General features: G+C 38.3%; 30 protein-coding genes and 2 pseudogenes. 14 read left to right on the plus strand and 18 right to left on the minus strand.

Features of this window, described 5'->3' with window-relative positions; all coding sequences use genetic code 11:
* Nucleotides 1-62: 62 nt before the first annotated feature.
* Entirely contained in the window at nucleotides 63-488 is a 426-nt protein-coding gene (locus AO382_RS02890; protein WP_064617994.1) for a helix-turn-helix domain-containing protein, read from the plus strand.
* On the plus strand, nucleotides 479-1,084 hold the full coding sequence (locus AO382_RS02895) for an IS630 family transposase (RefSeq protein ID WP_064618026.1): 606 nt from the start codon (nucleotides 479-481) through the stop codon (nucleotides 1,082-1,084). Before AO382_RS02890 ends, AO382_RS02895 begins: the two co-directional genes overlap by 10 nt.
* A 359-nt stretch (nucleotides 1,085-1,443) precedes the next feature.
* On the opposite strand, the gene AO382_RS02905 is transcribed toward AO382_RS02895, so the two are convergent.
* From AO382_RS02905 to AO382_RS02960, 10 genes are all read right to left on the minus strand, one after another.
* Entirely contained in the window at nucleotides 1,444-2,412 is a 969-nt protein-coding gene (locus tag AO382_RS02905) for a VENN motif pre-toxin domain-containing protein (protein ID WP_064618031.1), read from the minus strand.
* 58 nt (nucleotides 2,413-2,470) lie between these two features.
* Nucleotides 2,471-2,887 carry a hypothetical protein gene (locus AO382_RS02910; RefSeq protein ID WP_064618033.1) on the minus strand — a complete coding sequence of 139 codons (417 nt, stop codon included), beginning with the start codon at nucleotides 2,885-2,887 and terminating at the stop codon, nucleotides 2,471-2,473.
* On the minus strand, nucleotides 2,877-3,362 hold the full coding sequence (locus AO382_RS02915; protein ID WP_064618034.1) for a hypothetical protein: 486 nt from the start codon (nucleotides 3,360-3,362) through the stop codon (nucleotides 2,877-2,879). The genes AO382_RS02910 and AO382_RS02915 overlap by 11 nt, the downstream gene beginning before the upstream one ends.
* Nucleotides 3,359-4,810, minus strand: coding sequence for a hypothetical protein (locus AO382_RS10990; protein WP_227513613.1), 1,452 nt, complete (start codon nucleotides 4,808-4,810; stop codon nucleotides 3,359-3,361). Before AO382_RS10990 ends, AO382_RS02915 begins: the two co-directional genes overlap by 4 nt.
* A gap of 48 nt (nucleotides 4,811-4,858) precedes the next feature.
* Nucleotides 4,859-5,128, minus strand: coding sequence for a hypothetical protein (locus AO382_RS02930; RefSeq protein WP_064618036.1), 270 nt, complete (start codon nucleotides 5,126-5,128; stop codon nucleotides 4,859-4,861).
* The gene (locus tag AO382_RS02935; protein WP_064618038.1) at nucleotides 5,125-5,322 is read right to left on the minus strand and encodes a hypothetical protein; all 198 of its coding nucleotides are present in this window, start codon (nucleotides 5,320-5,322) and stop codon (nucleotides 5,125-5,127) included. The genes AO382_RS02930 and AO382_RS02935 overlap by 4 nt, the downstream gene beginning before the upstream one ends.
* A 74-nt stretch (nucleotides 5,323-5,396) precedes the next feature.
* On the minus strand, nucleotides 5,397-6,347 hold the full coding sequence (locus AO382_RS10995; protein ID WP_064618040.1) for a hypothetical protein: 951 nt from the start codon (nucleotides 6,345-6,347) through the stop codon (nucleotides 5,397-5,399).
* Nucleotides 6,348-6,855: 508 nt separating this feature from the next.
* Entirely contained in the window at nucleotides 6,856-7,869 is a 1,014-nt protein-coding gene (locus AO382_RS10640; RefSeq protein ID WP_064618044.1) for a DUF6862 domain-containing protein, read from the minus strand.
* A gap of 100 nt (nucleotides 7,870-7,969) precedes the next feature.
* On the minus strand, nucleotides 7,970-8,482 hold the full coding sequence (locus AO382_RS02955) for a hypothetical protein (protein WP_064618046.1): 513 nt from the start codon (nucleotides 8,480-8,482) through the stop codon (nucleotides 7,970-7,972).
* Nucleotides 8,483-8,567: 85 nt separating this feature from the next.
* On the minus strand, nucleotides 8,568-8,753 hold the full coding sequence (locus tag AO382_RS02960) for a hypothetical protein (RefSeq protein WP_064618048.1): 186 nt from the start codon (nucleotides 8,751-8,753) through the stop codon (nucleotides 8,568-8,570).
* Between the two features lie 272 nt (nucleotides 8,754-9,025).
* Here AO382_RS02960 and AO382_RS02965 point away from each other — a divergent pair, with 272 nt between their 5' ends.
* Nucleotides 9,026-10,081 carry an AAA-like domain-containing protein gene (locus tag AO382_RS02965; RefSeq protein WP_064618050.1) on the plus strand — a complete coding sequence of 352 codons (1,056 nt, stop codon included), beginning with the start codon at nucleotides 9,026-9,028 and terminating at the stop codon, nucleotides 10,079-10,081.
* A gap of 291 nt (nucleotides 10,082-10,372) precedes the next feature.
* Here the strand turns inward: AO382_RS02965 and AO382_RS02970 are convergent, their stop codons facing one another.
* From AO382_RS02970 to AO382_RS02980, 3 genes are all read right to left on the minus strand, one after another.
* Complete coding sequence (locus tag AO382_RS02970; RefSeq protein ID WP_064618052.1) at nucleotides 10,373-10,909, minus strand: hypothetical protein; 537 nt, start codon at nucleotides 10,907-10,909, stop codon at nucleotides 10,373-10,375.
* Between the two features lie 12 nt (nucleotides 10,910-10,921).
* Complete coding sequence (locus tag AO382_RS02975) at nucleotides 10,922-11,623, minus strand: hypothetical protein (RefSeq protein WP_064618054.1); 702 nt, start codon at nucleotides 11,621-11,623, stop codon at nucleotides 10,922-10,924.
* A 406-nt stretch (nucleotides 11,624-12,029) separates the two neighbouring features.
* Nucleotides 12,030-12,467 carry a hypothetical protein gene (locus tag AO382_RS02980; protein WP_064618057.1) on the minus strand — a complete coding sequence of 146 codons (438 nt, stop codon included), beginning with the start codon at nucleotides 12,465-12,467 and terminating at the stop codon, nucleotides 12,030-12,032.
* Between the two features lie 264 nt (nucleotides 12,468-12,731).
* On the opposite strand from AO382_RS02980, the gene AO382_RS02985 reads away from it, so the two are divergent.
* From AO382_RS02985 to AO382_RS02995, 3 genes are all read left to right on the plus strand, one after another.
* Nucleotides 12,732-14,951 carry a hypothetical protein gene (locus AO382_RS02985; RefSeq protein ID WP_064618059.1) on the plus strand — a complete coding sequence of 740 codons (2,220 nt, stop codon included), beginning with the start codon at nucleotides 12,732-12,734 and terminating at the stop codon, nucleotides 14,949-14,951.
* Nucleotides 14,952-15,003: 52 nt separating this feature from the next.
* Entirely contained in the window at nucleotides 15,004-15,561 is a 558-nt protein-coding gene (locus AO382_RS02990) for a hypothetical protein (RefSeq protein WP_064618061.1), read from the plus strand.
* 119 nt (nucleotides 15,562-15,680) lie between these two features.
* Nucleotides 15,681-16,043, plus strand: a complete 363-nt coding sequence (locus AO382_RS02995; RefSeq protein ID WP_147286438.1) for a hypothetical protein — start codon at nucleotides 15,681-15,683, stop codon at nucleotides 16,041-16,043.
* A gap of 34 nt (nucleotides 16,044-16,077) precedes the next feature.
* On the opposite strand, the gene AO382_RS03000 is transcribed toward AO382_RS02995, so the two are convergent.
* Nucleotides 16,078-16,587, minus strand: coding sequence for a hypothetical protein (locus tag AO382_RS03000; RefSeq protein ID WP_064621238.1), 510 nt, complete (start codon nucleotides 16,585-16,587; stop codon nucleotides 16,078-16,080).
* 25 nt (nucleotides 16,588-16,612) lie between these two features.
* On the opposite strand from AO382_RS03000, the gene AO382_RS10645 reads away from it, so the two are divergent.
* From AO382_RS10645 to AO382_RS03005, 3 genes and pseudogenes are all read left to right on the plus strand, one after another.
* Nucleotides 16,613-16,753, plus strand: coding sequence for a hypothetical protein (locus tag AO382_RS10645; RefSeq protein WP_154806253.1), 141 nt, complete (start codon nucleotides 16,613-16,615; stop codon nucleotides 16,751-16,753).
* 320 nt (nucleotides 16,754-17,073) lie between these two features.
* Nucleotides 17,074-17,142: a hypothetical protein gene (locus AO382_RS11425; RefSeq protein WP_413771670.1), complete on the plus strand. Its 69-nt coding sequence runs from the start codon at nucleotides 17,074-17,076 to the stop codon at nucleotides 17,140-17,142.
* Nucleotides 17,133-17,522 (plus strand): annotated as a pseudogene (locus tag AO382_RS03005) (transposase); the annotation flags it as partial. The gene AO382_RS11425 and the pseudogene AO382_RS03005, both read left to right, overlap by 10 nt.
* A 94-nt stretch (nucleotides 17,523-17,616) precedes the next feature.
* Here the strand turns inward: AO382_RS03005 and AO382_RS03010 are convergent.
* A complete protein-coding gene (locus AO382_RS03010) occupies nucleotides 17,617-19,203 on the minus strand; it encodes a Fic family protein (RefSeq protein WP_064618068.1) in 1,587 nt (528 codons plus the stop codon).
* Between the two features lie 513 nt (nucleotides 19,204-19,716).
* Here AO382_RS03010 and AO382_RS11430 point away from each other — a divergent pair.
* The 5 genes and pseudogenes from AO382_RS11430 to AO382_RS03030 form a co-directional block, all read left to right on the plus strand.
* Nucleotides 19,717-19,824 (plus strand): annotated as a pseudogene (locus tag AO382_RS11430) (IS5/IS1182 family transposase); the annotation flags it as partial.
* A 1,386-nt stretch (nucleotides 19,825-21,210) separates the two neighbouring features.
* Nucleotides 21,211-22,011: a hypothetical protein gene (locus tag AO382_RS03015; protein WP_064618070.1), complete on the plus strand. Its 801-nt coding sequence runs from the start codon at nucleotides 21,211-21,213 to the stop codon at nucleotides 22,009-22,011.
* Nucleotides 22,005-22,322, plus strand: a complete 318-nt coding sequence (locus AO382_RS03020; RefSeq protein ID WP_064618072.1) for a hypothetical protein — start codon at nucleotides 22,005-22,007, stop codon at nucleotides 22,320-22,322. Before AO382_RS03015 ends, AO382_RS03020 begins: the two co-directional genes overlap by 7 nt.
* A gap of 3 nt (nucleotides 22,323-22,325) precedes the next feature.
* Nucleotides 22,326-23,708, plus strand: a complete 1,383-nt coding sequence (locus tag AO382_RS03025; RefSeq protein WP_064618074.1) for a DUF637 domain-containing protein — start codon at nucleotides 22,326-22,328, stop codon at nucleotides 23,706-23,708.
* A gap of 745 nt (nucleotides 23,709-24,453) precedes the next feature.
* Entirely contained in the window at nucleotides 24,454-24,705 is a 252-nt protein-coding gene (locus tag AO382_RS03030) for a hypothetical protein (RefSeq protein ID WP_147286437.1), read from the plus strand.
* Nucleotides 24,706-24,883: 178 nt separating this feature from the next.
* On the opposite strand, the gene AO382_RS03035 is transcribed toward AO382_RS03030, so the two are convergent.
* The 3 genes from AO382_RS03035 to AO382_RS03045 all read right to left on the minus strand — a co-directional run bounded on the left by AO382_RS03035 (nucleotide 24,884) and on the right by AO382_RS03045 (nucleotide 26,388).
* A complete protein-coding gene (locus AO382_RS03035) occupies nucleotides 24,884-25,288 on the minus strand; it encodes a UvrD-helicase domain-containing protein (protein WP_064618078.1) in 405 nt (134 codons plus the stop codon).
* Nucleotides 25,289-25,513: 225 nt separating this feature from the next.
* Nucleotides 25,514-25,948: an ATP-dependent endonuclease gene (locus AO382_RS03040; protein ID WP_064618080.1), complete on the minus strand. Its 435-nt coding sequence runs from the start codon at nucleotides 25,946-25,948 to the stop codon at nucleotides 25,514-25,516.
* Nucleotides 25,949-26,172: 224 nt separating this feature from the next.
* On the minus strand, nucleotides 26,173-26,388 hold the full coding sequence (locus AO382_RS03045) for a hypothetical protein (RefSeq protein WP_064618082.1): 216 nt from the start codon (nucleotides 26,386-26,388) through the stop codon (nucleotides 26,173-26,175).
* Nucleotides 26,389-26,612 lie beyond the last annotated feature (224 nt).

Genomic DNA, 26,612 nt, shown 5'->3' on the forward strand with positions numbered 1-26,612 from the left:
TAAGTAATCCGCCAAATTAATGTTATGATATTATCAACTACCCATCATAACATTAAACACAAATGAAAATCAGCACCATTGAACTAACAGACACTCAAAAACAAGCACTTGAGCAAGGCTACAAACTAGGCGAAACAGCAGTCTATCGACAACGATGTCATCTCATTCTACTCAAAAGCCAAGGCTACAAAGCTAAAGATATAGCAAACATACTAGACACCAACATCCAAAGTGTCTATAACTGGATCAAACGCTACCGAGAGCATGGCATACAAGGACTACAAACCAAACTAGGACAAGGCAGAAAAGCCATACTCACCCATGAGCATGAACAAATCGTCAAAGACTGTATTAGCCGAGAACACCAACGAGTTAAACTCATTATGAATGAACTCACTGAGCAAACAGGTAAACAATTTAGCCAACGCACCCTTGAGCATTTTTTAAAAGTCTTGGCTACACCTACAAACGCATCCGAATGCGACTAAAAGGGCAATGTCACCTAAAACTATACCAACTTAAAAAACAGCAACTTGCCATACTTGAGAACTTAAGCCAAAACAACCACATCGACCTATACTACGGCGATGAAACCAAAATCAGTCAAACAGGCTATGTACCCTATGGTTGGCAACACAAGGATGAAAACATCAGCATTTCTGTGCAACGGGGTAAAGATATTAACTGTTTTGGTCTACTCTCAAGAACCATGCAGTTTCATTACCAACTAAGCGAAACGAATATGACGGCTAATGATATACTTACCTTTATTGATGAGATATCATTAAAAATTAACAAATACACGGTACTTGTATTAGATAATGCCAGAGTCCATACTGCCAAAGTGATTCAAAAGCGGTTAAAGATTTGGCAACAGCGTGGTTTGTTTATCTTTTATTTACCGCCTTACAGTCCACAGCTTAATATTATTGAGCGTTTATGGAAAGAGGTAAAACAAGGCTGGCTTAGACCGTGTGATTATGTCGATTTCGATTCACTGCGTTACGGTGTAAATCGTGTTTTTGCTAATATCGGTTCAATGTTAAACTTGAACTTTAAACAGTTTATTAATGTAATTATTTAATTTTGTCGGATTACTTATATAAAATAAAATATATAAAAAACCACAAATAGCAAGAATGATACAAAAATTCCTAATCATTCTTTTTACATAAGTCGTGATTGTTCTCGCAAGTTTTAGTCTTTAATTACCCTATAAATACAATCGTCAACTATATCTTTCATAAAATCATTTTCTTATTTGCTTAATCATATCTTTCAAAGATATTAAAATATATTTAAATGTATCCTTTGCATGAAAAATTGCTGTTATAAATAATAATACAAACAAAAATATTCTTACATTATCTGCAAAATATTTACCAAAAAAAACCAAAACAGAACCAAGAAAGAAATATATAAAATTAATTTTTTTATTCATGTTTATTTACACTCTTTTTCTGTTTGCACCGAACAAAACTTTATAGCTAAACCAAAATCAGCTCCTGATGATGCTCCTCCATGATACCCCACCGAACCATTACTATACAAAGACACATTACCTTTCACTCCTGCAATAGGAACTACAGCACCATCAATTGAAACGCCATAATATTTCTCTCCTGGTGTAAGATTTCCAGTTGCCAACTCTTGATTAAAGCCAGCCGATCCGCCAACTCTTGGTCCAAGCAAAAAGCAAGTTGCATCAACTGTACAAGCATTACCCTTAATGTCCGTAGCAATACCCCTGCTTTGAGCAAACCCAAATAGTGCCACTCCTGAGGCTTCAACAGAAGTTGTAGTATTTATCCCAGATGTTGCATTATTGACGACATTGCGAGCATAATCCCCCAAATAATCATTTCTTGGTTGACAATCACTTGCACTCGGATTTGCCTGACAACGCTCCATTTTTGTAATAGCATGATTGATATCTGATGTAGTCATACCAAAACTCTCTGCAGTCCAAGTGTAGTTATTATTCTCTACCCCCACTTTCCCAACCTCAGAAGCACTCACAGCATCAGTAGTATTGCCATCAGTCGCTGTATAAGCTGTTGTTACTGTGGTAAGGTTTAGAATGCTTGTGATGGTGTCTTTCTGGTCTTGGGTGAGTAGTTCTGGGTCTTTGGTGCCATACAGATAATCCGCCAAGGCAGGTGCAGCCACTTCACTACTTGCTCCTGATAGAGCACCAGTTGTGATGTTGTTGCCTGTGGCATAACTTACCGCAGCACCTAGTATGGCATGAGCCAGTAGATGATTAGCTGATTGCTCTTCTGGTCTATTACCATTGTCTAATTGGTTTAGTGCTTTATTACCTTTAAAGTATTGCCCAATCTGATAAGCAAGCTCTGGGCTTGCTGCTCTTGAGACATCCCCTATGATACCGTTTGAGTTGGGGGCGTACAAGGCTGATGTGATGCCATCGAAGAGTCTTAGGTTATCGTCTATTTGCTTGGCTTTGGTTTCAAGTTCTGTTTTTCTTGTACTGGGTTAAATAGGACAACAGAGCCATAAAAAGCAATGTTGATGGTATTGATATCGAAAGATAAGACAGTGTTTCATCTATAATTGTATTGTAGAAACGAAAACTAGGGGCTTTAAAAATCAGAAAACCATAAATGATTATCAATAAAAATGAAATCACATTTTTTAACCATTTATTTCTTATTCCCCACTGAATAAAAGACACAAGAAGCAAGACTGGAGAGAATAGCAAACTGCTAACTAGACTTATTGCAAATGCCGTACACAACATAGTAGCTATATCGGCAAAATGATCTGTAGTTGTAACAAAAAAAAACAACCAAATCATCAGTGCTGAAAAATAGAAAGCTACAAAAACTAAAAATAATGTTTTAAAAAATAAAGCTTCAGTTCTCATGGCTTGCACCTCTGTTGTTCTTATTTTTTAAATATCCGTTATTTAGCTTTATACCCACATAATTAACATCGATTATAAATACAATCAATAAAAAAATAACTGTCATCGGAATAGAATATATAAAATACTGTGTCTGTAATATATATAACAATGATCCATTGAAGTAATTAGTATCTGGATAACCGAATAAAAAATAACCATAACATTCAAATAATACAAAATTAATGAGATAACTTATTTTATTATTTATTAATAATCTGACCAGTGCAAGCAAAATAAAAACTGGAAATGAAAATACCAGCATTATAATTAGAAAAGCCATCAATCCTTTTAAATTCAAAATAAATTCCATACCAAAATTATCAAAAAATTTTGGATACATTAAGTAAAAAAATGGAATAATACAAATTGAGTAACAAATGGAAAACCCTGATATAATTTCTAAAAGGATGTAAAAATAATTTTTTCTTTTCATGGTTTACATCCTTGTCCTTCGCTGTAACCCAAGAGTTTACAACCATATCTAATTCTTGAACTTTTATCCAGTATATCTATTCCACCAGGTTGTGTTTGCTCTTCTTCAATAAATTTTCCTGTGTATTTACGATTTTCACTATCCGTCATCCAGCTTGAAAATCCTCTAAATTTATCTTTGTCAGATAAATACTTTTCATGAATCGGTTGTAATAATACTTGCTCATCACGCAATTGTTTAATATCCCATTGCATGGCATTTGGACGATTATTATACAAATGCTTAAAATTATTAAATCCTCCTTTCATCAAGGCGTCGCCAGCTTCTTTTCGCCAATCATAAATATGTTTTGGATTGCCAGAAAAAACACTACCCATACCAAATGTTACATAGGAAAGATTACCATCAGCCCCCAAGCCTGTGAATTTTGCACGAGACACTTTATCAGCTCCACCAAACCATCTAGCACCCACACCTAAATTTTTTTCGTACTGATTACTTGCAGCAAAGAAATTTGCTCTATTATCAATAGTATTAAAATAATTAACAAATCTTGTATTGGCATTAGGAGTATTATATAAATAATTAAAAGTTTGTTTAGAAGTTCGTGAAACATCACTTTTCATTACCGACCAAGCTTCTTGCATTGCAATGTATTGAATTTGACTTGATATGGCTGTACGACACGCGTCACTGGTTGGATTATTTGAGCATAATTGCTCAGCTTCTTTATCTAAACGCTGGCTGAGTTGTTCGGCTTCTTCAATAGTTAACTGCCCCTTTCTAACTTTTTCTAAGGATACATGACTCAAATAATTCCACTCAACCTGCCCCACATTATTCACCGTGCTTGCTGTACTGTCGCCAACGGTTGCACCAATGCCTGCTGATAGGGCAAGTAGGGCAGTATCTCTGACTTCTTTGTCAAAACCTTGTTCTTTTAGATACTCATCAATCTTTGGGATGGTATAAGCGGTTGTGCCTGCTGATAGTCCACCCTCCACCGTCCCCGTTGCAAGCAGTCCCATTGCTGTATGTAGTGCGGTGCGATAAACCCCACCTTCACTCCATTTATCAATCTCTTTGATGGTATTTTGATATTCATCAGAGGTGATGTCAATGTTTTTGTTATTAAGTTCGTCTAGGTTTTGAATGAGTTTAAAAGCTTGCTTGTCAGCAAACTTTGCCACTGTCTTTGGTGCTTCTTTACTAAACTCTGTGGTAATCACCACCTGAGCATTTAACTCTTTAAGTGCTTGCTCTTGGTTAAAGTCATTGATGAGGATTGGGTTAAGCTGGTTTTGAACTTCTTCTTGTTTGAAGTTACCTGTGTTGATATGGCTAAGCCCTGCTTGGTCAGTGATGGCAGTGTGGGTGGTACTGGTTTTATTGACTGGGTCTATTTTACCATAGCCGATGCTCTGTAGGGCATTATTGTTACACACCATTAAAAATTACTTTAATGGTGTGTTGTACATATTCTACCATACTAATAGCTAAAGAACTGATGCTCCATACAGTAATATTGCAAAATACTCTTTAATAGTAATAAATATAATAATAAATACCCAATAGTAGTTATTTATCCTTGGAAATAATTTTGATATAGTATAATAAAAAAATAAAAGCACAATACTAATAGCAAAATAATAGTGAAAAACCTTAAATAAAAAATGATTTTTAAAAGGCTCAAAGGCTAAACCCATATTAAATATGATAATAAAATCAACAGCCATCAAAAGAAATATTTTTTCAAACTTATTCATCTATCTGACCTTATCAACTTTTTAAATTTTTTAATAGAATCTTCTTTATTGTCCCATAGTTTGAATTCACCAAAAAATTTTCCAGAACCAGAATGACGAATATCATAGCTTGTATTGTCACCATTTCCGTTGCCAAAATCTGGCCAAGGATGAATATCATACCAGTGCAGCACCTTAATAAAAGCTCGTAACATAGAAACCAAGCCACAAATATGATACATATAGAAAGAAAAAGAACAGCAACAAAATAATTGTAATTTTTAAAAATTTATTTTGCATCACAAACACCCCTGTTTCTTTCACATAAGTTTTTGGAGTTATTGTACAACTCTAAAGATGTATTTATTGGCTCTCCCCACGTATATATCCCAGCACGACCAATAGGAATCGTGTAATCTGTATAAGGGATGGGTGCCCTGTAATGAACATTTTTTCTATTGATGATATTTGTGTTATCTCCACGACCATTACCAAAGTGTATATATGGATCTACATCGTATGCTTTATGTCCAGATGCGTTTGACGGTGGATAGTAATTATAAGTTCCTGCATTGGTTGGATCTCTGACAATTCTAGTGTAGTCATCATCACTTAAAATACCGTCTTTTGTGTCAATAATAATTTCCATTTGTCCATTATTATGAACAAACTTTTTATACCTATAATTACCATTAGGTAATTTCTGCGGAACACCATTGGAGTCGTAGTTATGAAAGGCGTTTTGATAATCTTCCATCAAGTCCCAGTCACTACGATTTGCTTTAAACGACTCTTCCGCTCCTTTGTTCCAATCCCTTCTTTGTATTACGTGCAAATAATAAAACTGATGACAATCCTTACCTGCACGGCAGTTTGCATAAGCCGTATCAAAAACTTTGTCTCTTTGCTTACTAAGATTTTCAAGCTCTTGTATTTCTCGTGTAATTTCTGCACATCTTTGAGATACACAATTGCCATAAGCGTTAGAGAGTCTGGATTTTTGTTTTCTTAACTCTGTCAATCTTTCATTCTCCCTATGACTCAAATAATTCCACTGCACCTGCCCCACATTGTTAGCAGTACTTGCAGTATCACCGCCAACGGTTGCACCAATGCCTGCTGATAGAGCAAGTAGGGCAGTATCTCTGACTTCTTTGTCAAAACCTTGTTCTTTTAGATACTCATCAATCTTTGGGATGGTGTAAGCGGTTGTGCCTGCTGGTACCGTTCCAACCATCATTCTGTTAGCAAAATCGGTATATACTTTTTTAAATAAGGCATTTTAGAATAAAAGACTGAAAATTTCCTTTCTTGCTGAGTAAATTTGTAAACACAAACAAATCATTACTATGCCATACCAAATAAGTGAAAATATTATGTAAAAATCACTTTTCATGATATATTTTTTTATTAATAAAAAAATTGCAGGCATCCACCAAAGTAAAGAGAGAATTAACCAAAAGATAAAATCGTCAATATTTTTTGCATAAAAAAATGGAAAAACAAAATCAATTAATTCAAAATTAAATATTGATAATATTAAAGTCAAAAAAGAAGCATGCTAGGCACGATTGATGCGTATGATAGCCTATCAATTAACTTTTTGAAATGAGATTTATTTGCCTTATTGTTGATATATCCTATAACCAATAAGGCATAAACAAATAATCCAAAAATACCGACAGTAATCATATAAAAAAAATTAAAAAACAAGCTTGCAATCATGAAATTAATGGCAAAATCATTCATTATTTTTTACACTCCTGTACCTCAGGCATATCCCCACACCCTTTATTGATCCTATCATCAGGATTTAAAAAATCTCCGCCTACTATCTTGTCAACTACAAACCTTGTAGGTAGCAGCCAAGAATTATAATGTCTCTCATGTACCGCTTGTAACTCTGGGTCATGCTGCTCATTTACCAATCTTCTATAACTCCAACTATTTGTTTCGTTCTGATAATTTTGGTAAATATATTGAAATGCTGATTTGCCGTTTTTCATAATAGCATCACCAGCCTCAGAAATCCAATCAGAGAAACCAGTATTATCAGCTATATTCAGCTGACCTCTCGAATGTTTTTCCGCCACCCTAAACCAAGGCTGATCTGTATAACCATACATAGCTCCAAAGTAGTTTGCTCTTTCGTCTAGAGTGTTGATGGTATGATAGCCACTAGAATTTGCAACTGATAAAACATTCTGAGTAGATGTTTTAATGTCGCTTGCTTTTCCATAATGATTTCTGTTTTTTCCCACATATTCCAAGGCGTCTTGTATCATGAGATGACAACTGGTGCTATTTGGATTGCTTGAGCAAGTGTTTTTTAGTTGCTCATCTTGCTGTCTAGAAATTTCATCATATTTAGCCACATGGGCTGCACAATCTTTCTTTGTACCAACACACGAAATTTTGTCCTGTAGCTGACGATGTGTCAAATAATTCCACTGCACCTGCCCCACATTATTCACCGTGCTTGCAGTATTACCACCAACGGTTGCACCAATGCCTGCTGATAGAGCAAGTAGGGCAGTATCTCTGACTTCTTTGTCAAAACCTTGTTCTTTTAGATACTCATCAATCTTTGGGATGGTATAAGCGGTTGTGCCTGCTGATAGTCCACCCTCCACCGTCCCCGTTGCAAGCAGTCCCATTGCTGTATGTAGTGCGGTGCGATAAACCCCACCTTCACTCCATTTATCAATCTCTGCTTCTTTTTGCTCTTGGGTGAGCTCTGGGCTTTGGATGATGGCACTCATGCGACTTTCTGAGAAGTCGGCAACTACTTTTGGAGCATGTTGTCCAAAGTCTTTAGTGACCGATACTTGAACATCAATCTCCCTTTGTACCTTATCCTTATCAAATGTGTTGGTTGGAATTAAAAGCAGAAATATCAGATATGTATATCATTACTGCGTCAAAAAATTCATCAATTTTATTGATGTCATAAACCATTCCCTCAGCTCTTATTTTATGGAAGCTGAATTTTGAAAAAGTTCCCACATCATCATCCTGAAAGGATACAACTGCCAAAAATTCAGAGTCTTCCAATAGAGTCCATTTTTCAATAAATCTCTTTAAAAAAGCTATAGATTGTACAAGTATATTTGAATCCACATAGTCATCAATATGTATCATATTTAAAGATATTTCCATTCCAGACATATCTGTATATGCTTTCTTTATATACTCCTGAGAAATTATTTTACCATCGTATTGTCTTGTGTATGCTCCATGAAAAAACACACCTCCAAGTTTTTTCTCAAATTCTAAACTCAAGAATTCATTTAATGTCTTATCGATATCAAATTTATCAATATCAATAATATGATCGCCCAACAATTTAGCCATCTTATTATTAATTACCAACATTATTTTTCTCCTAAATATTTTAAACCTTTATCAATGCCATCTTTAAATTTTTTGTCCTTTAACAGATCTTGTATTGATTTGGGAGCTAGAACCCATTCTCAACTTTTCCTTCATAAAACTTACCATTATTAGGATTGTAATAATATTTTTTATTTAATCTTAATAAAGTTTCAACTTTATACCCCTTATCTATCAAAGCTTGAGCCATGCCAGCTCCGTATGCACCACCTTCACTATGCGAGATAATTTTAAAGGTTTCGTTACGACTCATCAAAAGTGATTCATACTTATCGATATTATTATAGACTTCTTGGTAACCTCGATTAAATCTATCAGTACCATCCTAATCTATGCCCATAAAACTAGAACCATCATTGACTTCCTCCCCGCCCTAAAGTGCAGGGAGGAAGTCAGTATACAACATAACAAACTTGCATTTATACATTTTTATACACGCACAATATAAATTATATATTTCTTGTATAATTTATACATTGGTTGTATAATTTAGTATAAAACAAAAGGACGCAAGGAGCTTTATTCATGATTCGAGACCCGCTATATTTTAATAGAACGCAATTAGCTGAGCGGTTGGTTGACAACCTACAATCCAATATATTACATGCAATTACCTTATTTGCCCCACGACGCATGGGTAAAACCCAATTCTTGGGTAATGACATCACCCAGATTGCCAAAGAACAAGGGTTTTCTGTGTTTTATTACAGCTTTATGGACCAGCCCAACCAAACCCGTGAGCACTTCATGTTCGCTTTAGCTACCTTCTTAGCTGAGATAGAGTCACCACTGTATAAGAAAGCTAATTCATTAACAAAGATTGAGCTTTTTGGTGCCAGCCTAGAATGGAATGTGGATGCACCCCCACCACCAAGCAGTGTCAGTGGTTATATCAGTCGCATGGCTAAAACCAACAAACCCGTATTGATGCTTCTTGATGAAGCTCAAGAAATGGCTAAAAAATCCGACATGAGAGACTTAATAGGCTCTTTGCGAACTGGATTAGATATCCATCGAGACCGAGTAAAGGTTATCTTTACCGGTAGTAGTCCGTATGGTCTAAAATCCATGTTTAATGACTATAAAGCCCCGTTCTTTAATTTTGCACATCAAATTGACTTTCCAATTTTCGGTAAAGAATTTACCGATTTCTTAGCTGATATTTATGAACAAAGAACAGGTAGCTCTATAGATAAAGAAAAATTCTTTTCTTACTTTGCCGCATTGGGGCATACACCATTATTCGCTAGAACGATGATTCAGGAAATGATATTAAACCCTAATCTTACCTTGGAGCAGGTGTTCGAGGTCAAACTCGAGGAGTTTACTAAAATTCTTGAACATGCCACTGTTGGTATGCCTGAATTAACAGCTTTGGAAAAAATCATTTTGCAACTGATTTCTGAAAACCATAAATCACTATACAGCGCAAAAACACGTTCTATTATTGCTGAACGACTAGGCGTGGACTCTGTATCCGCTCAGACCGTGCAAGGTCAGCTTAGAAAGCTTGAGAAGAAAGAATTGGTTATTAAAAATGCTCATGGCGACTACGAGCCAGCGATTCTGTATGATTTCTAAAGCAAGGATATAATCCCATGTCACTTAATTCTATATTGCTTATAACTTTAAAGTAAGCGGCAAAGGCATTTATCAAAATAGATACCCATCCTATTAGGAGATATCCCTAAAAACATATGCTGTCAGACTTTAGTATTATTGTTGCTATATTATAGAATGTCCGCCATTATGTAGCACCTGCACAAAACCAACCACAATAAAAAGCAGCTCTTTGGCTGCTTTTTATTGATTTTTATCTTTATTCATGGTACCTGCCTTAGTTTATAAAATTATAAGATATTTGCCAAAAAATCAGCGATGGCAACGCTCAATGTCATCATCCGTCACCGAACGAAATCCGTCCACCAGCTGATGCAGCAGCGCAGCATCAGGCGCTACCGGTGTTTTGAGCATGACCTTACCTTGATTGACTTGCACCTGATTGGGGAATGTTTTTTGCACATGATCAATCATCCGCTGGGTATCTGCCTTGATGATTTTGGTGATTTTTTCAAGCCGATGGATGCTAAACATCAAAAGTGGCGTAGCGATAATAAATCCTACCGCCGATATCCAAAACAGCACACCCTGGGTCGCTCCAATCAGCAAAGAGATCGCCATAATCACAATATTTGTTAGCAATAAGACATGCAAAACCCACCGACTTCTACGGATATACAAACCCTCTTTTTTGCGTGAGTACAGGCAGGATAAAAACCACTCATAAGGCGGTTTGCCGATACCTTGCCGCGCAGCAATATAATCAAGCAGCCTTACAGAATCTATGTCGAGAATGATTTTTTTGCCATGCCGATGGTCAAATCGTGCCACATTTTTTGACAGTTTCATCCAATCCCTCACTTACCAAGATTGAGTCTTGTAAAACTCTTTTGCTTGTTTTAACCAAGTGACCGCATTGTCTTTGATTGTTTTTTCCAGCTGCTTGGCATTCATCTCAAAATAATCAGGATGTTGAATCAATGACTTCATCAAACTGGCAAAATAATAATTATCTACGCCCTTTGGCAGAATTGGTGCAATAGAAGCCTGAACCTCTGGATCTGTTAAAGTTTTGCCAATCAGCGCCACCACATCACCGCCACTTAACACCAAATCACCCACACCATCATCTGCGTAAATGGCAAAATCATCCAAAAAGTAATCCACACAAGAGTGCCTGCCTGCGGATACGACCTCGGCCAGTCTTTGGTACATCTGTTCAATCAAAACGCAATCAAGCATCTCCGTCAAACCGCCGTCAGTCACATCAGAGGCTTTAAACTGCTGATCAATGATCTTATAAGAAGCGACATCCAGCCCCATGATATCAGGGTACTTCTCGCGTCTGCGTTTTAAGAATTCATTAAAAGAATCAGAGCGCTTAACCGAACCCATGATTAAATAAGTATCATAAGTAAACCAACCATTGAAATGCGTCCAGCAAACAGCGTTAAACGCCTTGGGGGCCCAGCGCTTGATCAGTTGATGGGCAACATCATTGAATGTCGCCAGTGCAATCATCGGCGATCCAGGTTCTTGAGTATCAGCAAGTGTTTTAGTCATAACAATTCCTTAAATTAAATATTAGCGTTCAGGGTATGCGTCACAGTTCAGCCTAAAATTACCAGTGTGCATTGGCTTACCGCGTAACACATCCCCCCATGTAAACATGAGTACGGCAGTTGGTGTTAAAATCTACCGACTGACAAGCGGTCATTAATAAGCTTATCATAATCAAACCAAATCGTAGCATATCGACTTATCCTCTATTAAATAGTCACTGTATTATAGCAAGCCTTGGTGTGTTAAAAAGTGCAACCAAACACACCCTAACACCGACACGCCTTGGCGTTGATGTCATTAGGTTTGGCGCTCGACGTGCCACTGCACAAAATCACGCCCTGTATTAAATACTGGTGATGATAAGTCCAAGTCGGAGGGGTGATACAGCCTTAAACGCATCGCCATTCTAAGCGCTTGCGAATATTCGGTTGTTTCCTCTATACATATACGCTGATGGCTGAGGATTGACTTTGTAGCCAGCGGCTTGCAAGGCTTTTCTAACATACAAAGCACACCAACCAATACTTTTATTCAGTGCGTTTTGTGCGGCAAATTGCGCCATTTCATAAGGTGCGCCGTGCCCAGCACGCCCCTGCGCCCTATTTGGTACACCAGTTAAAAATGGATTAGAGTAATTACCTGGCGTTGTCGATGAATTATAATGAACATTAGTTGGATACACATTGTGTACACTCTGATTTGTATTTGCCAATATAGGAGGTGGGGTTTGACCGCTTAGCTTGATCAAATTATTGATAACAGCATCAAGCTCGTTTAAATCTTGGAAATCCTGAGCTTTGGCAGGCGCAGCGATGCCGATTAATGACAGCGAAACGACCACCATTGCCACATTCCTTGTAAGAAAAGTGCGCATGAGTAAGACTATTGATTGTGGATTTGTAAATATTTTATATTAAATTAATTTGCTTTTCAAAAAGAAATTTACTTTAATTAACATTTTCTTAAAAAAATTGCAGCGCGAAAAAAACACGCCAAAGGCGTTATTTTGTACTATAAGGGCGTTCTGTGTCCCTTGAGCCGGCAGCATTTCAATGCTACCATACAACCGTAACTGTTGCTAATATCGCAAACCAACTAAGGAGGGATGATGTCCCAAAACCAAGACTTTGAGCTGCCACCGCTCACCGATGATGATAAAAAAATCTATGATTCTGGCGATCCAGATGCGGCGGTACGTAGAACGCTTGAGCGTATGATTGAGGCAATCCAAAACCCTCAAAAAAAGTCAGAGGGTCCAAAAAAAGATTTTAACGAACCTTTGAATTTAGATGCTAAGGAGCTAGAGGCAATTTTTACTGGTAACTATGGCAAACACTCAGGGATTGATGCCACCGTTGGGATGCTCACAACACCCGTGTGGGCGTTGTCCGACCTGCGACAAGAATATCGTTATCGGCACACTTTAGACTTCAAAGAAGAGTTTTATTATCAGCGCGGTCGAAAATACCACGATCAAGTGTTTGAATATGCCGACTCTTTGGAAGAAGCCTTGAATGATAAGCAGTCATATCCTGCATTTTATCGTCCAACATGCAGCGGTGTTTTTGGGGCATATCATCCTGTGTACGAAGAACAGTGGTTTTGGCCAATGATGAGCCGCTGGTCGCTTTATCATTACGAGGCCATGCAATCGCCCATGTCGATTCGTGCGCTGGTGGACTGCCTACCAAAAAATGCACAACTGGCTTACAGCAATGCTTATGGGGAATACAATGGCGAGATTTACACGCATGAGTATAACGAAACCATGAGCCGAGAAGAACCTGGTCGCATTGCCTGGCAAAGCCCGAAATACAAATACAATAAAATGCAAGAGTCACCAAGCTTTTATGTTGGGTTAAATACGCTTCAGCGTGCGGTATGTTTGTGGGCAGTCAATAAAATGTTTATCCCAATGCTTAATGCTGATGATTACATTCCAGGGCTTTGGGCGTTTTTGCCAGATCTGTCAGGACGGTTTGATTCTGAAAACGCCTTTGCTGAAATGACGGTGTTTTTTGGGGAGGATTTAGACGATCCAAGATATACCCAGATTCGTGCCAATAACGCACGAGTGCGTAATAAATCTATCATTTTGCGCCACATGTTAAGGTACAATCAAATCCCTCAAGGTTATCGACCTGAGATGAGTAACGAGGATATGGTTTGGGTGATTGATGAAGAATGTGGGCCAGAGAGTGCTTGGACGATCGCACCTTGGGACAACCATATTATCCCAGAAGCTCCTGCTCAGACTTTCTTTCAGCAAGTGATGACCGAGCGTGGCACTCGTCCATTCCGATTATTTGGTCGTGGTGCACTGTGGAGCAAAACGGGACAACCACGCGCAGGCTTAATGCACGGTCTTGATTTAATGATGCTCAAAGATGCCTTGGAGCTACTGATTAAATTTGACGACTTGTTTGGTAAGCAAGTGCCTAAAATGCGTGACAATGAGCCATTGGATAAAATTGTTAGAGAAATATCACAGTGGTTTGGTGGAATTGGTATGATAGACCGCGTTAATTATGCTTGGTCACAAAGCCGTGATCACAAGGCATTTTTAGAGTTTCATCATGGGGAGTATGACCGATCCCAACAAAAAACGCCCTACCGCAATGTCAAAAAGCGATCTGGGCATTTGACCGAAGCTGAGCAACTTGCAGAAATGGATGAATGGCTTCGTCAGCGCCGACAAAAAGTTGCGCAATGGGAGCAAGGTATTTTTGAAGAAGAAGACATTGAGATGGATGAGCTGTTTATCGAACAGACAACATTCTATGACTTCAACAACCGAGATATCGCTGATATGGTCTATGGTGAGCTGGCAGAGCTGTATGAGCTTGGTCCTAAAACCTTTAAGCAAAATATCCATGAGCATCTAAACGCCCTGCGTCGAAGATACCAAGATATTTGCCAAGAAACACCAGAAGATGATCGGTTTTCTAACCTACAAGCCTTGTATCAACAAAAAGCACAAAGACGTATTGCTTTGCCGTTTGGTTTGTCACTGACGCAAGCAGAGCTGATGGAGGTGGTAGAAAGTGTTTATAATGGTATTAGTAATTTTCTTGAGCGCCCAAAAGGTGAGATCACCTTGGATGAAGAAAAATTTGCTGACAGTGGTGACCCAACCGACCTTAACTGGTACAAACCAGTCACGCACAGCACCATTGAACAAGGATCAGGCGTTTACTTTGGCTATGCGGTGATCATGGATTTGATTTGCCTGCAACCAGATGATGTTTTGAACGGCAAAAGCCCTGATGAGGCAGTGCCTGTCATTGAAGAAGATCGTCATTGGTCTTATTTAACTAGCAACACTTAAAATTTTAAATCACATTAAACTTTACACACTAAACTTTAGAGGAGTTATTATTATGATGCGTTTTGTAGATCGTCCAGATCGTCCTGAAGAAGTCGATGGCTATTCGGTCCGTTATTATGAAGATACGGGCAAAGTGGCGGTTGATCGCCCTGTTGATGAACAACTGTTAATGGTGCGTCCTTATGTGCCTTTGATTGCCTATTTGATTGAAAAATGGGGATATGCACCTGTCGTGGCAGGAAGTTGTGTCGATGAATCGTTTATGCGGGCAAAAGAGCTGCCCATTTGGTATGCCAACAATATCATTGACAGCGGCTGGCTATGGGGCGGTCAATGGCTAACCAGCATGAATATGGACAAGGTGCCACCTGGTACCACAGATGGCAAATCAAATGCCTTACCTGTCAATCCTTATACTGGCGATTTGATTTTAACCCAAGAAGCGGCTGAAGCATTGGATTTGAGTGATTACGACCCAGGTATTGAGATTGTTCCTGCTGAAGATGGCGAGGTTTTGATTGAGGTTCGTGAGCTGATTGAAGCAATGGGCTATGTTGCCCCTAAGGAAAAATACTGGGATAAGGTTCAGTCTGATTCTGATGACGAATAAGCCATCATACGTCATGCGTGCAGCGTGCAGCGGTTTACCCAAGACAGCCTATTGATAGCGCTGTTTTGGGCGTTGTTCACCTGTATGTCGACACTGACTCATATTAGGAGGGATGTTGGATGAAATGGATAATGCTTAAGATTTTTAAGCTGTATTTGGTCGCATTTATTTTATGGAGTGGGGCGTATTTGGTGCAGCATTACTACTCTTGGTATGTGGTCGGTTTTCAAACCGTCAAATTAACCACCAAACAAGGTCAGGTCTATGAGGGACTTTACACCCCACGGCCGGGTTTGTCGACTGTGTTTGCACATCCGTTAAAACCTGCAATGGATTGTGCCGATAAGATTGGCGGCTGGACACTCATCCCTCGTCAAAAGTGCTTGAAGCGTACACAGGTTGAAATTGAAAAAGATGATATCGCCAGTTTGCAATTCGATCATGGGTGGTCATATTCAGCCAGGCAGAAGCTGTTCTTTTAAGTAAAAAAAAGAGGTTTGACACCTCTTTTTTTGTTCACCGATTGAACAACATGGCAAAAAAGTCAAAGCGGAAAATGGCAGCAATCAAGCCATTTAAAAACTCAGGGAAGAAGCATAATCCGCCCATAACAAGCCAGACAACCACCTTTTTGGCAGGCTCATTGCTGGTACCTTGGGATTTTTGATACCAAGTTGATAACCCTCGCCAGATTGCCATGAATCCCACCACAAAAAACACATTTTTCATGAGTCGATATATCATATCTTGAAACTGCGCACCGGTTGGATTGGGATTGTAGCTTGCAACTGAGTACATTTGTATGTTACTCATATTGTCATTGAACATGGCACCCACCAGCACGGCAGGGAGCATATTGTAAGCAACCGCCACCAGCATAGAGGCAATGAACATTTGTAAAAAACTGCCAGCCACCGTAGGCCGCGCATTGGTGGGGAGCAGTTTAGAACCGCCCAGGCCCAGGGGAACCGTTTTAAGGTTGGCTCCACGACCTAGGGATGTCGTTAAACGCCCTACCCTAACCATTTTACTACTAGCCTAAGGAGGCATTATGACCATTCGTAACCACGCTGCTCGCGCTGCCATCATGGGTAAAGGCGGCAAATTTGCGACCGAAACTGCCAAAGCGAAAAACCGTAAAGGCAGAAAATCGGCAAAGCAGCAGCTTAAAACCTTTAAAGGCGAGCTGTAAACCTGTTTTCATTGATTTGTTAGAGTGATTGTCAACAACCCCACCCTAAGGGTGAGGCTTGAATAAAGCCTGTTGACTAGCCTTAGCTTTTAGTTAGGCTACGTTATCTTAGTTATCATACCTTGAAATCCTTCACCAGTTTCAAGCCCTGTGCAGTCGTTGCAAACATCCCTTGGGTAGGGAAGTCAACCTGATTGACAAGCTAAGTACAACATTGGCGAGATGAACGTTACTTGTGCCGTAAGGCAATAAGGATTGCAATGTTTAAACAACCCAACTTTAACAAAGTCTTGGTGCTTGATACCAGCAGAAAGCCTTTGATGTCCTGTTGCCCTGCTCGTGCTAGAAAGCTTTTGAAGAGTGGTATAGCATCTTTGTTTACACCTTAAAGATACAAGTCATTTACCATACAGTACATAAAAAAATCATCAGCATCCATACCCATAAAGGCTGTGTTCATGATGTGAGTATAGCCAGACAACACCTAGCAGAGCTTTATGTTTATCCCTTTGTACTTGCGGACAAAGGATATATTGGTTTAGAACATCAAGGATTACTCACACAATCCAAGAAAAGAAAAAACCAAACACAAGATAAACTTATCAAGAAAACCAACAAAGAGATTGGTAAAAGACGTATTGTAATAGAATACATCAACCGCAAGCTTAAATTGTTTAAAATCCTAAGCACACCCTATAGAAACAGACATAAACGCTTTCATCTAAGAGCCAATCTAATTGCAGGGATTGTGAATGCTATGCAAAGATGACTTTCAAAGGAGGGTTGTTATGTAAGTTTACTTTGGCAAGTGGATTGAATTGTAATTTTGGATACCTTACTTAGTTTAACCAAGCCCAGTCCTTTCAATAGCCCAACAGCAACCCATTAACTACCCCCACCAACCGCTCCCATAGCTCATCATCACCCAAAAGTTCGTATTCCTTGACAAGTTTATTACTTCTAACGCCTTTATTGTCAAGAATACTTCTGATGATACGATCAGCATCTTGATTGCTCATCTCGATGACTTCTTTAACCTCTTGGCGTGTTTTATCGTAGGTTCTAAGATAAGCGGATTCTTCTACCATATCTATACCAATAACTTGCCTCATAAGCTCTGATAAATACTGCGTATGAGCAGTCAAGTCCATATATTGCCATAGACTTTGCGTGTTTTTGTCCGTCTGTATCACAAGATTGCTTTTGATACCATCTGCATAAGTGGTTGGTTTGCCGGTAAAGTGGTACTTATCCTCTAAACTTTGCATTAAGGGCTTGGAGATGATATCCAAAATGGCATCATAGGCACGCTTGGTGGCAGGACTGTCAATGATGGCTTTGGAGATGGGCAAAATCATAGGGTCATCAGTCTGCCCATCTCGCCTTAATACATCATTCATCAAAAAACGATGAATGCGTCCATTGCCGTCTGCTAATGGGTGTATGTAGACAAAACCAAAGGCAATGACCGCACTTCTCATCAGAGAGGATTGTCCCTTTGTACTTTCAAAAAATGCGTTAAGCCCTTCTAGCTTTGATGGTACCTCTTCACAAGGTGGAGCGATATAATGTACAATCTCTTTAGCGTGGCGATAATTGCTCTCGCCCACAAATACAGGCGACTGTCTAAGCCCAAAATGTTTAATACTAATACTTTTACCAATAATTGCCTCTTGCAGTACACCCAATCGCTCATTAGATAAGGGAATTTCACCCTGCCCAACTTGCTCTGCTATCACCCTGGCAAATCGCTCAATGCGACTTTCTTGACCACCCTCCCCCTCAATGGCAAAGCTGGCACGACTTTCACGCAAGGTAATCCACACCGAAGCACGCACCAATAAATCCTCGCCAAACTCCTGCCTAAGCTGGGTCAAATGCTCCTTAACATCAAAGTCAATGGCGGATAATAGCATTGGTGTCTTGACCACCATTGGAGCAAAGTCCTTAGTACCTGCAATATTATTGTTCACTCGCCATCGATTATCTTTAATGGGGGTATTTGCCACCACCACTTTATCGCCATCTAAGACATCGACATAGCCACCGCCAATGTCAGACGGCGGTTCTAAACGCTCATCTGTCAGCCACTCATACAAAAAAGCCACCCTTCTGGCGTAGCGACCTGTTGGTTCAGCATTGACCCAATCTTGGATAAGTCTGCCATCTATCTTATAAAACAATCTAGCCAAAAATTCTAGGGTGGGTATTTCATTTTTTAGATAAAAGGTAAGATGAGCTGCCACATTATCGCCCAAACGGGTACGGGCAGGATAGATTTCTTGGGTATAATGCCCTTCTGTGAGAGTACGACGGCTTGCACCAATTTGACTAATCACATAAGGCTTTACCCATAAGCGTATGTCAAAATGATACGACAGCCAGAGTACACCCAGCATATCTTGTGGGTCTGTGGTTGGGGAAATGATGTTGGAGGGTATTATGGTCATTATTGTCGCTTATCTGCCATTTTAATCAGTTTTGGCAAATTTTAGCACAAAATGATTTTAAGCGATACAAAATAATAATATTTTGGGGTATTTTGTGCATTTTGATTATGAAATTTACTTAATAGCTTGAGTTTTGTTAATTTAATACAAGCGATATAGCAATATACTGTGCTATTTAAAAGTTAATACATCAAATGTCCTGCGAAAGTAAAAACCATACTATACTACACCCAATCCCACTTTGCTTTATCCTAAGATGAGATATGAAAATCTACAATACTACGATGACAAATTCTTTAAATGTTTAACAGGTGTTAATAAAGATTTATTTGCTCAAATGATTAATGTACTAAAACACAGTGAAAGCCTTAATAAAGAAACATCACGCCCAATCATACACAAACCAAACAGACATCATCAGACTATGTCATCATTGATGTGACGGGATGCCCCATAGAACATCCTAAAAAAGCAAAGGCATTACTATAGTGGCAAACAAAAACAACACACCTTAAGCTTAAATTGTTTAAAACCTTAAGCATACCCTATAGAAACAGATATAATCGCTTTCATCTAAGAGCCGATCTAATTGCAGGGATTGTGAATGCTATGCAAAGATGACTTTTACGGGAGGTTTATTGATTAAAAGATACCGCTCAATGTGACATGGTTGAGATATTGACCCACTCCCACCATGTACCGCTCAACTATTTTCAAACAACCTCCAAGAGAGTTTTGTTAAAAAACTGTCGTTCTTTTTCGACAGGGCTTAGGTAGTTATTAAAGCTGTGGGGTCTGATTTGACTGTAATAGCCAAGGATATAACTTGCCACATCTGCGTTTGCTTCATGACGCACTCCCCTTACCAAAGCAAGGGGAGTGCGTCATAAACTAACCTTTCTTTAGTGTTAGTCACAATAGTTTGGTTTTGTTCTTGGCGAGACTTTGTCAAAATTTGTTGAGCTTGGAGTGCTTTTTGTGATTCTTGACTGACGATTTTAAATGGTGATTATATTTCAATATTAGCAGTTCGGTCGATGACATTTTGTGTAGAAGCACAACCTAAGATTGAAAAAATGCCATGCTAACAGCAAAAACTAAAGGGATTTTTTTCATGAAATATTACCTTTAAAAAGCTTATGAGAGGTGCTGAAAATCAGCAATTAAATGATACCACATTAAGAAAATTTTGTAACTAATATAAAAATCCTTACACTATTAGAATACCATGTATCCCAGTAAAAAATGGTAATTTAAACCCTGAAATGGTAAAAAAATTAATTTTATGGTCATTTTACAAGAAAAATGGCGAAATTCAAACAAAAACGGTAATTAAAAAAAACAAACTGGCGTTTTAAATTAAAATATGGCTAAACAAATCAAAATATGGCATTTAAAATTTAAAAAAGGCATTTCATTTAAAGAAATGGCAATTTTAAGCAATAAAAGGTAAAAATAAAGAAAATATGGCAATTTTATAAAGATTTTGGTCATTTTATAAAAAATATGGCAATTTAAAACCCAAAATGGTAATTATTTGGCAAAAGTGGTAAAAAGAATCAAAAAATGGTAAAAATAGAGCTTATGCACAATATACGCTAAATAATATATTTCAAAAATAAGGTATTTAAAACTAGCTGTAACAGGGGATTTTTACAAATCAAGACCGCAAAAAACTGTGAATTAAAAAACACCCTTTTTAAGGGTGTTTCGTTACTTGGCAACTATCAAAAACAATTCATACGATTGTTGTCTTTCGCACCACTTTCCGCATAAACCTGATTTTCAGCCTTATAATCATCTTCATTCACCTCAAAAGTTTGCTCTGGTGATACCACTTGTGAAGCGGCATCATCGTCTTTGTCAGGGTATTAAAGATGATGACCGTATTAAATTACTTGAAGGTGAGATTGGCACACTTAAGAACCAAATTGACACCCTAAAGCGCGATACGGTCTATCAACAAATACTAGCTAGCCACAACAAGCAACTGATAAACTTGCTGATTTGGAAGCTAAAAATGCACAAAGTCCTATTGCTGATTACAAAGAACAAAAAGAAGCACTGAATAAACAGCTTGCCAAGAGTGTGCAAGATGAACTGGTTCGTCGTCAAGAGCTGAAAATCACATTCAAGCCTGATGAACTGGCACAAGAAATCACCAAGCTCAATAAATCTCTCAAGATTGCCAACACCGAATTTACAGGCGTAGAAAATGCAGGAGCAAACCTTGCCACAACCGATGGCGAAATTCGCCTGATCAGTGCTGGTGGTATTGCTGTTCAGATGGCAAATCTACAAGCAGATAATGGCAAAGTGCAGATGGCAGCCCTTGGCTTTCAAGGTCAAACACGGCAAGTGATTGATGAGATTAGTCGCACTGCCCTACTTCATCCGCTACTTGGTAAGAAAACTGGTAATACAGATATACAAACCATCAATGCTATCATTGACAAACTTGTGTTTGATCAAGCTGCCTTTGATGATGATAACAAACTTAGCGAGCATAAAACCAAACTCAAAAGTACCTATGCAGCCGCTTTGGGTGGTGATACCAACAAATTTACTGAGTTTAAGCAGCTATTATCACAAATACCACCCGTCCAAAACATCGATATCATGATTAGTATTGAGGGTTTGCACGATGTCTATGAGCGTGGTGAATTTGGCAATGACGCTTATGCACTGCATAAAATTATCAGCCAAGCACCATCACAACCAAAGATGGTATTGTCATCCAAGCCATTAGCAATCCCCAAACAGGCAACCCTTCAGCACAGCCAGCATCAGACAGCAACATCTTGCTGATAGGCGGCACTTATCAAGCAGGCGATGCTGGCATTACCATCCAAAGTGCTGGCAGTACCATGCTACAAGCTGGTCAAGACAGTATCTATGACAAAGAAACACAAGTCAGCAAACGAGGTAAAATTAAGAGAAAAACCACGGTTACAACCACCACCGAACAAATCGCCAATGGTGAGGCAGTTAAGTTAAACGCCAACGCCATCACAGTGCAGGCGAATGACAATCTATATGCCTACGCCACCGAATTTAATGCACCAGCAGGTCAAATTCAGCTTAAATCTGGTGAGGCTTTGGGTCTTTGTGCTGTCTAAGAAGTGGATGTCAAAGAAGTGGCGTCTAAAACCACCTCTAGCTTTATCGGCATTAAATACAAAAAATCAAGCACTAAAGAAAGCAAACAAATCATCAGCGAGCTGCCAACCAGCTTGATTGCTGATTATAACCAAATTCAGTCAGGAAGCAACACTCGCTTACAGGGTACTCGCTTTGCCAGTCTACAAGGAGCAAGTATCACTGCTGGTGTTGGGGATAACGCAGTGGCTGATGCTAAGATCATCCTAGACACCATCAGTACAACCGTCAGCGTCAGTCAATCTCGCCAATTTGAAAATCTAGTTTGGCAATCCATTTTAAAGTCAGGCAACACCAATGAAGATGCCAAGCTGCCCTCATTCATTGGTGTTGCCCCTACTCTCAATGCCACTGGTGGTCTGGCTGTACAAGTGCCCATCAAAAAACACGAGGCAGATAATCCTGAGCATCTGGTCAATGTACTAAACCGACTAAGCACAGAGCCGGGATTTGATTATTTACAAGATATCATCCATCGTGATGATGTGGACTTTACCGCCCTTAGGCTTGCCCAAGAAAACTGGGATTATAAAGAAGAGGGTTTAACTGCTGGCGGGGCGGCACTGCTGGCGATTGCTTTGTCGGTGGCAACGGCTGGTGGTGGTGTAGCTTCGCTAAGCTCGGTGGGTATATCCGTCACAGTAGGTTCTGCGACAGCGACCATGGTAAACGCCGCCTTTACCCCCTTGGTCACCCAAGCAGGCACCACTCTGGTCAATAACAAAGGTGATGTCAATAAAACCCTCAAAGACTTAGGCAAATCACAAACTGCCAAGAACATGGCAAAAGCAATGCTAACAGCTGGGGTGACTGCCAATCTGGATAAATTCTTAGGTCAAACCCTAAAAATAGATACCTCTGCTGCCGCCACCATCGGTGACAAATTCACTCGCGCCTTTGTACAAGGTACAGGGCTTGCTTTGACGGATAGCTTAATCTATGGCGAAAGTCTAGAGGAGTCACTAAAAAGACATCTGACCAATCAACTGGTTGATACCGCCACCGCTGGTCTATATACTTATGGTGTTAAACCATTAGATATCAATGATGCAGCCTTTATGAGTAATATTGCTCACAAGCTTGCTGCAGGCTTAACAGGCTGCGTTTCAGCTGCCGCTAAAAAACAAGACTGTGAAGCAGGTGCTGTGGGTAGTATCATCGGTGAGATGGTTGGGGATTGGTTAGTAACAGGAGAGTTAAGACAGCGATTTGAATCAGGTGAGATAAAACCAGGCTCAGATGACTACAATAAAGTATTAAACACCGCTCGCCTTACCGCAGGTACGATCGCCCTACTGTATGACTTTGATGTGGATGTGGCGGTGGGCGGTGCTGGGTCGGATTAGTTGTCGCATTTTTAATGTTGTGTTGGTTTTTCCTTTAGCATATCATGCTGTTGTTAGATAGTGCGTAAGTTCTATTAACACATGAAATTGTAAAACAAGCACTGATACTAGACAGTGCCGAAAACACAGGCATAAAGCCCGATCAAAGACACCGCAAAGCCGTTTATAATGTGCTAAGACCACTGATAAACAAGGCTTAGTCATCCAAACAAGGACAAGCAAGGTAAAAACACGCTATCAGTGGGCAGCAAACACCTAAAAATCAGCTAAACCCATTAAAAGCAATAAGAAATCAAAGAAAAAGTAGCCAAAGGGCTGCTTTTATTGTGGTTGGTTTTGTTCAGGTGCTACATAATGGCGCATATTTCTTTGAAGAACTTTTTTGTTATTGTGGATGATTTTGGATGATATTGCTCGGTTTATGGAATTAACCAAACCTGAAAAAGCTTCAATTATAAAGGTTTTTGATCTTTTAATTCGTTATTTTGTTTTAGGATAGTCAAAAAATTTGTTTTATAATTATATGAAAATATTTATTTATTCTCATATTACCTTTGGTAAAAATACTTTTTTTATTAGAAATTTGGTTGCGACTTTCGCCCAATGGATAAGTTAGAATCTACTAATATCTTACATATCAATGTTTAGTTACGCTGCTCGTTATAGACAAAACAAAAGTGTCAATCTAATCACGCAGGTGGGCACTCAATTTCAAAAAAGCATACATAGAAAAAAAAGACCACCATTGAGTGATGCCCATGCCATCAATCTTGCAAAAAAAGCAGTGGCTGATGGATGGTTGCCAAGTAGGCAGGCGCAAATCGAAATGGAGATGAAAAAACGGCAAGAGAAAAACACCATTACCAGTTTTTTATCTGATGATGAACTGTTGGCGAAAGGTGAACCAAATCCTAATGATTATGCGGATTATGCCCAGTATACTAGAGATTTGTTTCGATACAATGGGCTTATAAATCAATTGCATGTTTATAAGTAAGGTGATTTATATGTAAACCCCATCAATTGATTTTCAGATCAATCACACCCAACCAAACAGGCCTTAAATAAGACCTGTTACTGTTTGTATGATGAATCACACCCCATATTCACCAATATGGTAGGTGTGGAAGTCATCTACTTCAAAGTTATAGACGGTGTCGGTGTGGTTTTGATATTTATCTAGGGTTTATATTTTTTAGCCCAAGGACTAAAATCAAACCGAGAATAATCCTCTCCAACTTGTGAAAATACATGTAAGAAAAATCAAATAAGATTTTTTGGCTTCTAAAATATTCATTAAACGCCAATACATGATGTAACAAGAATGAATGAAATGTCATAGCAATAATTTGACTTCCATTCAATTCTTTTACTTTTTTCAAAATATCACCAGCACTTTTGTTAGTAAAACTAATAATTGCAATATTTTTCCAAGGTTTAATTCCTTTGGTCTGATTGATTGCTCTTCTAACCAATGTATTAGTTTTTCCCGAACCCGCATTAGCAATAATCATGGCTGATGAAAATTGTTCTGGCTCAACGATATCTTTTTGCTCATCTGTTAGATTAAAATTATTCATCAACCAAATCCTTTAAGCATTTAAAGTTCTCATGATAAAAAATTTTCTTGGCTTTAGCATATGTGGCATTTTTGGTAAATTCCCACATTTTTATCCATTTTGACTCTTGCAAATCTTTAACGAATTTATCGTCTTTATCAAGGCATATTGCTAAATCATGCTCCAAATCAATTTTTGATAGATATATTCCTAAGCGAGAAAACTCATCAAAACAATTTTTATTGCTTAAAATTTTGTTTCTAAAATGGTAGATTCTGATGCATTAGGTCCCAAGGCAACATTGTCTAACTTTTCTTTTTCTTCGCAATCACAGAGTAAATTGAATAAATCAATGCAACGATTAAATCCTAATGCGGTTAATTCACCTTTTCGTGAAACTTTAGCAATATCATTATCTGTTTTAATAATAATCTTAATACCTAATCCTTTTAATATTTGAATATATTTATCAAAATAGATGCCCGCAATGCTTTGTACAATGATATCTGTTCTATCGCACCCTAATGTATCTAATACCCATTCAAAAAGTAATTTCTCAGATGACCCCTCAACCAATAAGACTCTATTAACGAATAAACATTGTGCTAAATTTTCCATTAAAATATTTTTAAGGTTATTATAATCATCTGTTATTTTGGCAATTTCTGAATTTATCTCCATTTTCCCGTTTCTTTTAAATGGTCGAATTAAATTAGCCTCATCACTAATTTTAAACAATAATTATGGCGAATGGATAACCAAAAATAAATAAGGGATGAATCCTTCATTAAAAATAGTTTTGGATAATTCAATCTGTGATGAAATAAAAAGATGATTTTCAGGTTCTTCAATTAATAAAATTGGAATCTTTCCATTGGCAGCTTGCCCCTTATTAAGCAGATAACTTATAAGAGAATACTAAGAAAATACATTACCTTCCTGACTCTTCCATCATCTGATGTGGGGTATATTTTTGCTTCAACCTCACATTCTGCATCCTTTGCATCGTACATATAAATATCTAAATTATGATGCAAATCACCAAAAGTATGATTTGGTGATGTCTTTATTTGATAATTTTTATCAAATAATACAAGCTGTTCATTTAAATCGGATTCCATATTTCATTCTCAGATCCCCAGTGCAAATTACTAATATATTTATTATCTTCTAACTCAATGGACAATTTGATTATAAAATATTGATCATCATCCACACTTACATTTTCAGCCCTGACAATAATAATATCTTTAAATTCACTCTCTTCTGATATATCCAAATAAACGGGTGCCGATCTTCAATTCCATCACTTCTAATTTTTATCACAGAATAAAAAATATCACAA

Source organism: Moraxella catarrhalis (assembly GCF_001656295.1).
In the GTDB taxonomy this organism is placed as follows: Bacteria; Pseudomonadota; Gammaproteobacteria; order Pseudomonadales; family Moraxellaceae; genus Moraxella; species Moraxella veridica.